This window comes from Ruegeria sp. AWH4_226 (assembly GCF_056159225.1).
In genome coordinates this window covers 2532501-2544997 of record NZ_JBSWUU010000001.1, presented here as the reverse complement: position 1 = coordinate 2544997, position 12497 = coordinate 2532501, and the positions used below count along the sequence as shown (strand labels likewise).

The following is a 12497-nucleotide window of genomic DNA, read 5'->3' as shown; positions in this document are numbered from 1 at the left end:
TCGGAGGGGTAGAAATGGTTCGTGTACTTCTTTTGACTGCTTTAATCCTGATTGGTCGCACCGTTCAAGCGTCACAGATGAGTGGCGAATTCCCGTCGATCGACGGGGGCACATTGTCGATAGAGGATTGGCGAGGTCAGGCGGTTCTGGTGGTGAACACGGCGTCGCAATGTGGATTTACCGGCCAGTACGAAGCACTCCAACAAGTCCATGAAGAGTATTCGGACCGTGGATTGGTCGTGTTAGCCGTTCCGTCGGATTCGTTCAATCAAGAGCTGAACTCGGCCGAAGATGTTAAGCAGTTTTGCGAGGTGAATTTTGGCTTGACCCTGCCGATGACCGATATCACACCGGTCATCGGGCCGGATGCGCACCCTTTTTACAAGGGAGTTCTGGCCGAGACCGGGTTTGCACCGCGTTGGAATTTCAACAAGGTGCTACTTGATCAAAATGGCTCTGTCGTCGCCACGTTTGGATCGAATGTCAGGCCGGATTCGACAAAGCTGCTGCGTCAGGTCGAGGCCGTGCTTCCCTGAGATGGCTGCCGCGACAGCTGCACAGCCAGAATGCCCAAAGTGGTGATCCCCACCCCGACAAAATCCAGCGGTCCGAGTTGTTCCCCCAAAAGGATCGCCGCGATGCTGACGCCGAACACCGGATTGAGAAAATGGAAGGTTGCGGCACGGGTCGCCCCGATCCGATCCAGCAACAACACCCAGATCAAAGTGGCCAACAGACCAGGGAAAATCGTCGTATAAGTGAACGCCAGCGCAAGGGGCACCGTTGGGTGAATAAATATTGTCTCAAACATGGGCGCGGCAACAAACAGGACCGCCGACCCCACGAGCATCTGCAACCCGACCACCATCATGAAGTTTCCACCGGATGTGGCGCCGCGAATGGTGAGCGTTGCAAATGTCAGCGCCAAAGCGCCGATGCAGCACAGTGCGACACCGAATAGATCGACACCACCGCCGATGCGGGAGCTCAGGATAAGTGCGACGCCCGCGAATCCGGCAAACAAACCTAATACCGCGACAGGTCGTAACTTTTCGCCCAGAAACAGAAAACCCGCAAATGCCACCAGCAGGGGCATGGTGGACGCGATTATTGCCGCAACCGATGCCTCGACCGTTTGCATTGCATAGAAGTTTAGACCCAAATAAAGGGCGTTTTGGCAGATACCGAACAAAATCGTTGCACGCCATTGGGATCGTGTCAGGTGCCAGCTTTGTCCCATCACACGGGCAATGACGACCCCGAGGCACCCTGAGATCAAAAACCGCAGCGCCAATGAAAACAAGGGTGATGCATCCGCGACGATGATCCGGGCCGAGGTGAAGGCTGACGACCAGATGAAGGCAAAAACCAGCCCCATGGCGATTGCGCGAAAATCCATTGGTCCCCCATTAACTCGGTGGGACTTTTTCTGATTTTCAGGTGGGTCGCAAGCATCCTTGTCAAAAATACCATGCCTTCAGGACAGGTATGGCAGTCACGATTTTGTTGGTTGGCGTTGCGTTACAAGACGCGCACTTGTCAAAAAACAAAACGATAGCTTAGGCGCGCGTTACACACTGTTCTCAATCTAGATTTCCGAACGATCTGATCGGCTCACTGACCAAACCCTGAACGAAAACAGAGTAAATTCGCCCGGGTTTTGTTTTGCGGGTCAGAGTTGGCAGCGCCCGCTGCTACGCTATCTTCCAATAAGGGCAACTGGGATAACCACAGAATGTTGGAAGAAAAACGCAAAGATCTTGATGCTGAAAAGCAAAAGAAACTGTTGCTGCGGCTTGTTAACGAACTCAGCCAGTCCTCTCCGGACTTGTACTACAGACCGACAAGCGACATTGCCGCATATCTTGAGAAATACATTCGTGGCGACGCAAAGCTGACGGCGGATGAACGTTCGTTGATGACGCGACTCAACCGGCGCGATCTGGAAGTATTGTTGAGCCTTCACTGACGCCGTCAAAACTGACATCATAGAAAAAGGGCCCCCGAGTGGTGGCCCTTCATCGTTGTTCATTTTACCTGCGATCAGCCATTGACGCTGTCTTTAAGAGCTTTCGCAATGGTCATTTTGACCACCTTGTCAGCTTCTTTCTTGAACTGCTCGCCGGTGGCGGGGTTGCGCACCATGCGCTCGGGGCGTTCGCGGCAATAGATTTTGCCGACGCCAGGCAAGGTCACCGCACCGCCAGCCGATACTTCGCGGGTAATCAGGCCAGTGATAGCCTCCAGCGCGCTGTTGGCGGCTTTCTTGTCGGTTCCCATTTCCTCAGCGAGAGCAGCAACCAGCTGAGTCTTTGTCATAGGCTTTGCCATTTCTTGGTCTCCTTAACGTGCCCGATAGATTGGGCCTCACCGCGTAACTGTAACGGGATATTGTGGTCAAACACAACGAATAGTAGCGCTGAAAACCCTAAAAATAGGGGGATTTCGTTGCTTTTTTGCGTCAGAGAAAGGCTGTTTCGTCAAACGAACGCAATTTCCGGCTGTGTAAACGCTCTAGCGGCATGCCGCGCAGGTGTTCCATCGCTCGTATTCCAATCGCCAAATGACGGCTGACCTGCGTGGTATAAAACGCCGAAGCCATACCGGGCAGCTTAAGTTCGCCATGCAACGGTTTGTCTGACACACACAGCAAAGTGCCATAGGGCACCCGGAATCGATAGCCGTTTGCAGCAATGGTGGCGCTTTCCATATCCAGCGCGATCGCGCGGGATTGGCTGAGTCGCTGTACCGGGCCAGACTGGTCGCGCAATTCCCAGTTGCGGTTGTCGACCGAGGCAACTGTACCGGTTCGCATGATCCGCTTGAGTTCATAACCTTCCAGCTCCGTGACCTCGGCTACGGCCTGTTCCAGCGCCACCTGAATCTCGGCCAGTGGCGGGATCGGCACCCAGACCGGCAAATCATCATCGAGAACCTTGTCTTCACGCAGATAGGCATGGGCCAGAACGAAATCCCCCAGCGCCTGCGTGTTGCGCAACCCGGCGCAATGGCCGACCATCAGCCAGGCGTGCGGGCGCAGTACGGCTATGTGGTCAGTGGCAGTTTTGGCGTTCGACGGTCCAACGCCGATGTTCACCAGTGTGATCCCGGACCCATCGGCGCGTTTCAGGTGGTAGGTGGGCATCTGCGGCAGTTTCAAAGGCTGCTCAATCACGCCATCGGGGTCCGTGATTTCGGCATTTCCGGTCGAGACGAAGCTGGTATAGCCGCTGTCGGGGTTCGCCAGTTGCGCACGGGCGTAGCTTTCAAACTCGGACACATAGAACTGGTAGTTGGTGAACAGAACGTGGTTCTGAAAGTGATCAGGGTCAGTTGCGGTGTAGTGCGAGAGCCGCGCAAGCGAATAGTCTACGCGCTGCGCGGTGAACAACGAAAGCGGTCCAGGCTTATCCTCGGCATCGTGTACGCCGTTGACGATGTCGTCATTGGTTGACGTGAGATCCGGTACGTCAAACACATCGCGCAGGGTGAAACTGGCCGCCCCCTGATGTGGAACCACGAGGTCTGGATTGTTGGCCACGGCGAAATGCACCGGAATCGGTGTGTCGGATGCCCCGATTGTTACCGGTTGATCGTGGTTCTTGATCAGCAGCGCGATCTGCTGCGTCAGGTATGAGCGGAACAGATCAGGGCGGGTGACGGTCGTCGCATGAGTGCCTGGTTCCGATACATGACCAAAGCTCAGTCGGCTGTCGACCTGCGCATAAGATGAGGTCTTGATGCGAATCTCTGGGTAATAGGCCCTGTATCGTTCGGTTGGTGTCTCGCCATCCATCGCGTCTGCAAAGCTGTCGCAGAGGAATTGGGTGGCTTGGGTATACAGCTCTTCCAGGCGAGCAACTGCTTTAGCGGGGTCTTTGAATGTTTCCGGCGTCGGAACATCAGGTGTTCTTATAATCGTCATGCAAGGGGTTCCAGAAGGTCGATCTTTTTAGATGTCCGCACGTCCACCAGACCAAGGTCTGAAATCCGCAGCTCGGGGATCACGACAAGGGCCAACAGTGAATGCTGCATATAGGCGTTGTTCAATTGGCAACCGCAAGCCTGCATTGCAGCAACCATCTGTTCTGCTTTTGCCGCGACATCGGTTGCCAGGCTGTCTGACATCAGGCCCGCGATCGGAAGCTCAACCAAAGCCAATTCTTCGCCATCGCGATAAATGGTGATGCCGCCGCCGACCTCGGCCAGACGGTTCGCGGCCAGTGCCATCTGCTCGCGGTCCGTGCCGACCACGATCATGTGGTGACTGTCATGCGCAACGGTTGAGGCCATCGCCATTTTGCCCTGATACCCGAAGCCCGAGACAAAGGCATTGGTCACGCCCCCGGTCGCGCGGTGACGCTCGACCAACGCGATCTGGCAAACGTCTCCTTCCCCTTCGACAAGCCCGCCAATGATCGGAAGCTCGGCCTTCAGCGCCTTTGTGGGTGCTTGGTTCTCAACAACGCCAATCACATTGGCCTGCACACGGTTGGCACCAACGGGCGCTTTGATTTCGAAATCTGTGTCTGTCAGTGTATGGCCCAGATGCACGGTATTGCGTGCGGTGCCTGGCCAGTTCAGATGTGGGCAGTCAACTGTGATCGCGCCGTTCTCGGCCACCACCTGACCACGGGCGATGACCATTTCGATGGGCAGCTCCGTCAGGTCCGAACTCAGCACAACATCTGCTCGCCGTCCCGGAGTGATTGAGCCGATCTCACGCTCCAGCCCGAAATGCGTTGCGGTGTTTATGGTCGCCATCTGCAAAGCCACAAGCGGATCACAGCCGCAGGTAATTGCATGGCGTACAACGCGGTTCATGTGCCCTTCGTTGACCAACGTGCCCGAGTGGCAGTCATCCGTACACAGGACAAAGTTCCGCGGGTCCAGCCCCTTTTCAGTAATAGCCGTGATCTGGCTTTCGACATCATACCAGGCCGAGCCCAGTCGCATCATCGACCGCATCCCCTGCCGAACCCTTGCAATTGCGTCAGCCTCGCATGTCCCTTCGTGATCATCCGCCGGACCTCCGGCCACATACGCTGCGAAGTCTGGCCCTAAATCGGGCGATGCATAGTGTCCGCCTACGGTTTTGCCGGCGTTCTGCGTTGCTGCGATTTCGGCCAGCATCTTGGGGTCGCCCTGGATGACACCGGGGAAATTCATCATCTCACCCAGTCCGATGATACCGGGCCAGGTCATCGCGTCGGCAACGTCCTCGGGCGTGATCTCGTACCCAGTTGTCTCGAGCCCCGGTGCTGAAGGCGCGCAAGAGGGCATTTGGGTATAGATGTTAACGGGCTGCATCAGTGCTTCGTCATGCATCATGCGTACGCCATCCAGCCCCAACACGTTGGCGATTTCATGCGGGTCCGTGAACATCGATGTCGTACCATGAGGAATCACCGCACGGGCAAATTCGGCCGGGGTCAGCATGCCCGATTCGATATGCATATGTGCGTCGCAAAGGCCGGGCAACATATAACTGCCCTGCGCCTCGATGATTTGTGTATCAGGACCCACGCAATGGGATGCATCCGGTCCAACAAATGCGATGCGCCCTGCCGCGATGGCGATATCGTGGTTGGGCAAGGTCTCACGGCTGTGCACATTTACCCAGATGCCGCCACGGATAACCAAATCCGCAGCCTCTCGCCCTGCGGCGACGGCAATTAATCGAGGGGCGACTTCGGGCCAGCTTGGGAAGGGTGTGTATTCCATGACGCAACTTTCCTGAATGCTGAGAAAGGTGCAACCCCCGTCGAACAGCTATCATGAAACCGTCACGCAGCGCGTCAGCGCTGCCGGGCCCAACCTAAGGAGATGTCGCGCAGCGGCGTCGACGATGGGCGGGAGCACTTTTGATTACCGTAGTTGGTCCACCTGCATCTCACGGCGAACCCAATCGGCAAATGCGACAGCGCCCGGAGTATCTTCGGCTTGGGGCGACAGCAGCAGGTAATAGGCCTCGGGCATTTCGGCACGATAGGAAAAGGGTGCCCGCAGCCGTCCCTGCTCAATCAGGTCGCGCGCAATTGTATCATGTGTCAGGCACAGCCCACCGCCGGACATCGCAACCGATAAGCTAACGAGATAGGTGGTTGAATATACAATGGGCGGATTTTCCCACGTCAGACCCTGATCTTGAACCCAATTCCTCCAAGTGGACATCAGGTTTGAGCAGTCAAATAGTGGTTTTTGTTGCAGCGTGTCCAACGTCACCTGATAGCCCGGCGCGCAGACCGGGTAATAGTAGTCGGTTCGCAGCAATTCTGTCCGCACCGTATCGGATGGTCGCAGCGAATAGCGTATCTCTACCGCAGCCCCCTCGGCCATTTCGCGGGGTTCCCACAGGTCGGTGAAGATGTTCAGCTGCACCTCGGGATGCTCGGCTCTGAATTTCGGCAGGCGCGGAGCCAGCCAGTTTACAGCAAAACTGATGTTGCTTTGGACCTGAACCGCATTCTGCTGCGCGCCCGTGACCGCCTGTGTGCCACGCACCAGTGTCCGAAAAGCGTCACGCACAACAGGCAGATAGGTGATGCCTGCCTCGGTCAGTTCCAGCGCCCGTGGCCGACGTAGGAACAAGGGCTGGCCCAGATACCCTTCAAGAGACTTTATCTGCTGACTGACCGCGCTTTGGGTCATGTTCAAATCACGGGCCGCACCGGTGAAGGACATATGGCGCGCTGCAGCTTCGAACGTGCGCAGCCAGCCAAGCGGCGGAAGCGGTGTCTGCATGACATAACCTTGCCATTAGTTCAGCTAATGCTCTACCTGCGTATTTTTCGTTGGTCAAACTCTGGTTGCCAAGGCACCCTGTCCCTCAGTCCTTGTCAGCCTGATCGGAGACGCCAATGACCGTCACAAACCTGCGCCCTAACATCGACTACTGGACAGAACGAGTAGATCTGGCCGCGACCTTTCGCTGGACAGAGCGGCTGAACATGCATGAAGGCGTGGCAAATCATTTCAGCCTGGCTGTCAATGACGAGGGAACACAGTTCCTGATGAATCCCAACCAGATGCATTTTGCCCGCGTCAAAGCATCGAATCTGCTGTTGCTTGACGCCAATGACCCGGATGTCATGTCCCAGCCCGGTGCCCCGGATTCGACGGCATGGGGGCTGCACGGCTCGATCCATCGCCAATGCCCGCATGCGCGGTGCGTGATGCATGTGCATTCAATCTTTGCCACCGTACTGGCGTCTCTGGCGGATAGCAGTTTGCCACCAATTGATCAGAACACGGCGACGTTCTTCAACCGGTATGTGGTTGATGAGGAGTTTGGCGGGCTTGCTTTTGAAAGCGAAGGCGCGCGCTGTGCCTCAATGCTGTCGGATCCGAAAAAGAAGGTGATGATCATGGGCAACCACGGGGTCCTGGTGATCGGCAGCGACCCGGCGGACACCTTCAATCGCCTTTACTATTTTGAGCGCGCGGCGGAGACCTATATCCGCGCGCTTCAAACCGGCCAACCCCTGCGTGTGCTGTCCGACGAGATCGCCGAGAAGACCGCGCAGGAATTGGACGACTATCCCGACCAAGCCGAAGCGCATCTGCGCGAGATCAAAGCTCTGCTGGATGCCGAAGGCTCCGATTACGCCACATAAAGGGTATCGACATGACCGACGCCTCACAGGATCCCGAAACCGCCCGCTGGCACTATCACCCGAAAGAGCCTGTAGGGCTGAACCCGTTATTCAGTTGGCCCCCTCGACCTAGTGCTGTTCTGAAATGGTATAGCGGTGCGTGGTTGCAAATCACGTCACTGACGCTGTGCATGGTGCTGGCCGTAACAGCATATGTTTTCTTTTTCCCTCCGTTAGAGACAATGCAAAGCTTTGCTCCGGGTTGGATGTTTCGCATCTGGCTGCTGAACATGGTGCCCCAAGTGTTAATCGCGGGCGGTCTTCACTGGTGGCTGTACATGCGCAAAGGACAGGGCATGTACAAGAAGTTCGACCGCCGGGACCTGACGCGGAACAATGGCAATTTCACCTTCCGCAATCAGGTCTGGGACAATATCTGGTGGACCCTTGGCAGTGCGATGACTGTGGCGACCGTGTACCAGTGGATCATTTATTGGGCGATGGCCAACGGATATGCGCCCACCATGACCTGGGCCAGCGCGCCGGTTTGGTGTGTTGTCTGGATGGCATTCATTCCGATGTGGTCAGGCTTGCACTTTTACTGGGTGCATCGTCTGGCGCATCACCCCAAGCTCTACAAACACGTCCATGCCGTGCATCATCGTAACGTGAACATCGGGCCGTGGTCGGGCATTTCGAACCACTGGTACGAGAACCTGCTATATTTCTCTGGCTACTTTATCCACCTGATCGTGCCGTCGCATCCGCTGCACGTGCTATTCCACACGTATTTCCAGCAGATCAGCCCTGTTCTGTCGCATTCCGGCTTCGAAAAGCTGAGGGCTGGAAACACCGATGCCGCCCGCGCTGGTGATTTCTTTCATCAACTGCATCACCGGTATTTCGAGTGCAACTATGGCACCTCCGAGATTCCGTTCGACAAATGGTTTGGCACCTATCATGACGGCACCGCCGAAGCGACGATCCGCACCCGCGCGTTCAAAAAGCAGATGTACACCTAGGGGGTCAGGTCCGTTCGAACAACGCAATCAGCGCCGTGTCATCCTTGTTGGGCCCGGCGGCGAGTTCGCCGTAAATGCGCACCTCTGGCAGGGTAAGGTTTTGTATCTCGCCCTGCGTTAGTCTTTGCAGAGTTTCGGCGAAGTGCATCTTTTCATAGTGCTTTGCATTGATCGACAACGCGAATTGTGCGCCGGGCCGGGCGATACGCAGCAGGGCGGGCAACGCTTCGGCGCCCAGATGACCGTGGGTGAACGTGCCAGACGAGACAATGCCCGCATAGCTGTTGTCCGGGACTGGAATGCCCTGGTTCAGATCGGCTTCGATCGCGTCTCGATAGATGGCCTTGCGCATGGCTTCGCCCAGCATCTCGGCGCTGATATCGGTTGCATCAATCGGACCGACGCCCAGCCCAGCCAGAATCGCGCCACACAAGCCTGTGCCTGCACCTACATCCAGAACGGGTCCTTGGCCGCCAGCGGCCACAAACGCGCGCGCTGTATGGATATGCAGCTGATAATCTTCGAGCGCGGCAAAGCCTTCGTCATAGTCTCCGGCCCATTCGGCATATAACCGTTTATGGTCTTCCGGAGTGTCCAGTGCGTAGGCGGCGTGTAGGTTGGGTGTTTTCTTACTCATGCTTCAATGAAAAGCGCATCGAAGGATTCGATCAAGTATTCTGACGCAGATGCTTGCATCCACCGGGATTGCGGAGCATCAAGGGCGCCATGACAGGTACTCTTTTTTCCTTCGGCCACGGGTATTCGGCACAGGCTTTGTCCCGCCTGTTGTCACCCCGAGGCTGGACCATTCGCGGGACTACACGCGATCCGGCCCAATTCCACACGATTCGAGCATCCAGCGCGGAGCCTTTCGTTTGGCCGGGGCAGTCTCCGGACTTGAATGGGGTGACGCATCTGTTGATCTCGACCGCGCCGAATGCAGAGGGCGATCCGGTTCTGGCGGACTTGAAAGAAGAAATCGCCGCGCGGGCTGAGCAGTTTCAATGGGTCGGATATCTGTCGACTACAGCAGTTTATGGGGATCATCAGGGCGCATGGGTGGACGAAACCACGCCTGCGACTCCGACGGCCAAGCGGGGCAGATGGCGGCTGAAGGCTGAGCAGCAATGGCTTGGCATCCCGGAACTGCCCGTACATGTCTTTCGACTGGCCGGTATTTATGGCCCCGGCCGCGGACCGTTTTCCAAGCTCAAGCGTGTGGGGATGCGTCGCATCATAAAGCCCGGGCAGGTGTTTTCGCGCATTCACGTGGCAGATATCGCGCAAGTTCTTGCGGCGTCGATGGCTGCGCCGAATCCCGGCGCGGTTTACAATGTGTGCGATGATGAACCGGTGCCGCCGCAAGACGTAATCGCCTATGCGGCCGAGCTGCAAGGGCTGCCCTTGCCCCCGGCCGTGCCGTTTGACGAAGCTGACCTGACACCGATGGCCCGAAGCTTTTACAGCGAGAACAAGCGCGTCAGGAATGACCGTATCAAGGATGAACTGGGCGTGCGCCTGCTGTACCCGGATTATCGCAAAGGGTTGCAGGCACTGATGAGCGATGGCTGACCTTTAACGCGCAGCGGCCTTGATCAGGTCAGCCGCCTTTTCGGCGATCATGATCGTTGGTGCGTTGGTGTTGCCAGAGATCAGAGTCGGCATAACCGAGGCATCGACAACCCGCAGCCCCTCGATCCCATGCACGCGCAATTCGGGGTCAACCACGGCCATGTCATCCACACCCATCTTGCAGGTTCCGACAGGGTGATAGATCGTATCGGCCCTGTCTCGGATGTGACCTTCCCAATCTGCGTCCGTCTGGGCGGTGTCGGTTCCAAACATCTCTTTGTGCCGGTATTTCTCAAGGGCAGGCGCCTGAATGATGTCGCGCATCATGCGCGCTCCTTTGATCATCGTCTCCAGATCACGATCATCGGACAGGAAGGCTGGATCAATGGCCGGTGGTGCAAACGGGTCGGAGCTGGTTAGCCCGACGGTCCCCCGGCTTTCGGGGCGGAGTTTGCAGACATGGCAGCTGAAGCCGTGGCCATAATGCAGCTTTCGGGCGTGATCATCGACCAGAGAGATAACGAAGTGAAGCTGAATATCGGGTCGATCCAGATCCGGGGACGTTTTCAGGAACCCCGCCCCCTCTGCGAAGGGCGTGGCCGCCATTGAAACTCCGGTTTGACGCCAGCGCCACAGGTGGCGCAGCAGGTTGGCTGTCGCAAACGCTCCGATCCCAAAATTGTCGGTATCCCTGGTTTTATAGGACAGTATGAAATCCAGATGATCCTGCAGGTTCTTGCCAACGCCAGGAAGGTTGTGACGCACGGCGATGCCATGTCGGGTCAAGTCCGTGCCCGACCCGATCCCTGAAAGCTGCAACAATTGCGGCGACATGAAGGCTCCGGCGCAGATCAACACCTCGCGCCGCGCTGTGACCGTGATGTCTGCGCCTTTGGCTTTCTTCTTGTAAACTACTCCGGTTGCGCGTTTTCCTGCAAACGTCAGTTCCTTGGCGTGGGCATGAGTTATGACCGTCAGGTTCGGACGCTCCATCACCGGATGGACATACGCTGCAGCGGCAGAACAACGTTCACCGTTTCGCGCCGGGTCGTGGAATTGCGTAACCTGGTAAAGACCAACGCCTTCGTTGTCGCCGCGGTTGAAATCTTGCCTGCGGCGGTGCTGCATCTGTTGAGCCGCCTCAATGAACGCGTGCGTAATAGGGCGGGGCTCTTTTTGGTGTGAGACCTGAAGCGGGCCGCTGTCGCCATGTAGGTCATCGGCACCATCCTCATTATTTTCGGACCGTTTGAAATATGGCAGGACGCTGTTCCAGTCCCATCCGGTGCAGCCGTGTTCGGCCCACCCGTCATAGTCCTGACGCTGCCCCCTGATATACAGCATTGCATTGATCGCGCTGGACCCGCCCAGCACCTTGCCGCGCGGCTGATACCCGCGGCGCCCGTTCAGCCCTTGCTGTGGCACGGTTTCCAAAGCCCAGTTGTTGATCTTTGGCCGCCCCGGCAGCGCAGCAACCACGGCTGCCGGCATCCGCACCACAATACCGTCGCCACGCCCGCCGGCCTCAAGCAGACATACATGCGTGTCGGGGTCTTCGCTCAGCCGGTTTGCCAAAACAGAACCTGCGGACCCTCCGCCGACGATCACATAGTCAAATTCCATTCCGCTCTCCTTGGTGCTGGAACGGGCATGGTTCTGCCCGCCTTATACTTCTGGACAGAGAGTGGCGTAACTGCGAAAAAACACAATCTCCACAAATGCTTTGTGACCCAAGGTTACAAAGGGACGCAGTTGCGGAACCGATTGCTGCCCTGGCTTCCGCCGAAGTTACCGCGATTTCAAACTAAAGAATTGCCATCAAACACAGTTTTTCGCGTTGTCATTGCTAAATTCGTCCGTGACTTCATCTTGATCGGTGTTTTCCCTCGCGTACGGCTTTTGTGTATACCAAGCATTGGGTACGATTTCGCCGAAATGTCGCCTGTTCTCCTGCTTCAAGCAGCGCTTGTGCGATTTCACGATGAAAAAATATAATTTACCAATTTGATTTCATTGAGTTTAATTGGTTTCTCTTGAGAAATGTGAAGTTTTTTCAAAATGGGGGTTGCAGGTCCCAGACCTAATCCGTAAATACCCCTTCACCGGCGCTGCTGAGGTGGTTGTTGGGTCGCTGGAGACGGCGGGACGCACTGGAGAGACAGTGGGACGCTCGGGAGAGACTGGGGGCATCTTGGGTTTATGATTGGGCGGGGGCGCTGATGTTTTGGCGCGCTGGTCTGGTTTTTGGCTCTTGGTGTTATGTTCTTTGACATTGATGGATAACTGAAGAGATATGTGGGCGGTTTGG

General features: G+C 56.6%; 12 protein-coding genes. 5 read left to right on the top strand and 7 right to left on the bottom strand.

Features of this window, described 5'->3' with window-relative positions:
• The first annotated feature begins 14 nt into the window (after nt 1-14).
• Nucleotides 15-536, top strand: coding sequence for a glutathione peroxidase (locus ACXAET_RS12605; RefSeq protein WP_475185406.1), 522 nt, complete (start codon nt 15-17; stop codon nt 534-536).
• Here the strand turns inward: ACXAET_RS12605 and ACXAET_RS12600 are convergent.
• Nucleotides 512-1399, bottom strand: coding sequence for a DMT family transporter (locus ACXAET_RS12600; protein WP_475185402.1), 888 nt, complete (start codon nt 1397-1399; stop codon nt 512-514). The two genes, ACXAET_RS12605 and ACXAET_RS12600, sit on opposite strands and share 25 nt — an antisense overlap.
• 336 nt (nt 1400-1735) lie before the next feature.
• Here ACXAET_RS12600 and ACXAET_RS12595 point away from each other — a divergent pair, with 336 nt between their 5' ends.
• Nucleotides 1736-1969: a hypothetical protein gene (locus ACXAET_RS12595; protein ID WP_475185401.1), complete on the top strand. Its 234-nt coding sequence runs from the start codon at nt 1736-1738 to the stop codon at nt 1967-1969.
• A 74-nt stretch (nt 1970-2043) separates the two neighbouring features.
• Here ACXAET_RS12595 and ACXAET_RS12590 read toward each other — a convergent pair whose 3' ends face one another.
• The 4 genes from ACXAET_RS12590 to ACXAET_RS12575 all read right to left on the bottom strand — a co-directional run bounded on the left by ACXAET_RS12590 (nt 2044) and on the right by ACXAET_RS12575 (nt 6744).
• A complete protein-coding gene (locus tag ACXAET_RS12590; RefSeq protein WP_068341148.1) occupies nt 2044-2331 on the bottom strand; it encodes an HU family DNA-binding protein in 288 nt (95 codons plus the stop codon).
• Nucleotides 2332-2461: 130 nt separating this feature from the next.
• A complete protein-coding gene (locus tag ACXAET_RS12585) occupies nt 2462-3925 on the bottom strand; it encodes an AMP nucleosidase (RefSeq protein WP_475185399.1) in 1464 nt (487 codons plus the stop codon).
• The gene (ade, locus tag ACXAET_RS12580; protein WP_475185397.1) at nt 3922-5724 is read right to left on the bottom strand and encodes an adenine deaminase; all 1803 of its coding nucleotides are present in this window, start codon (nt 5722-5724) and stop codon (nt 3922-3924) included. The genes ACXAET_RS12585 and ade overlap by 4 nt, the downstream gene beginning before the upstream one ends.
• A gap of 144 nt (nt 5725-5868) precedes the next feature.
• Entirely contained in the window at nt 5869-6744 is an 876-nt protein-coding gene (locus tag ACXAET_RS12575) for a LysR family transcriptional regulator (protein WP_475185396.1), read from the bottom strand.
• Between the two features lie 116 nt (nt 6745-6860).
• On the opposite strand from ACXAET_RS12575, the gene ACXAET_RS12570 reads away from it, so the two are divergent.
• Nucleotides 6861-7616 (top strand): class II aldolase and adducin N-terminal domain-containing protein, encoded by a 756-nt coding sequence (locus ACXAET_RS12570; protein ID WP_475185395.1) that lies wholly within the window; start codon nt 6861-6863, stop codon nt 7614-7616.
• A gap of 11 nt (nt 7617-7627) precedes the next feature.
• On the top strand, nt 7628-8617 hold the full coding sequence (locus ACXAET_RS12565; RefSeq protein WP_475185392.1) for a sterol desaturase family protein: 990 nt from the start codon (nt 7628-7630) through the stop codon (nt 8615-8617).
• A gap of 4 nt (nt 8618-8621) precedes the next feature.
• Here ACXAET_RS12565 and ACXAET_RS12560 read toward each other — a convergent pair whose 3' ends face one another.
• The gene (locus tag ACXAET_RS12560; protein WP_475185389.1) at nt 8622-9254 is read right to left on the bottom strand and encodes a class I SAM-dependent DNA methyltransferase; all 633 of its coding nucleotides are present in this window, start codon (nt 9252-9254) and stop codon (nt 8622-8624) included.
• Nucleotides 9255-9343: 89 nt separating this feature from the next.
• Here ACXAET_RS12560 and ACXAET_RS12555 point away from each other — a divergent pair, with 89 nt between their 5' ends.
• On the top strand, nt 9344-10189 hold the full coding sequence (locus ACXAET_RS12555; RefSeq protein ID WP_475185386.1) for an SDR family oxidoreductase: 846 nt from the start codon (nt 9344-9346) through the stop codon (nt 10187-10189).
• A gap of 3 nt (nt 10190-10192) precedes the next feature.
• On the opposite strand, the gene ACXAET_RS12550 is transcribed toward ACXAET_RS12555, so the two are convergent.
• Complete coding sequence (locus ACXAET_RS12550) at nt 10193-11812, bottom strand: GMC family oxidoreductase (protein ID WP_475185382.1); 1620 nt, start codon at nt 11810-11812, stop codon at nt 10193-10195.
• Nucleotides 11813-12497 lie beyond the last annotated feature (685 nt).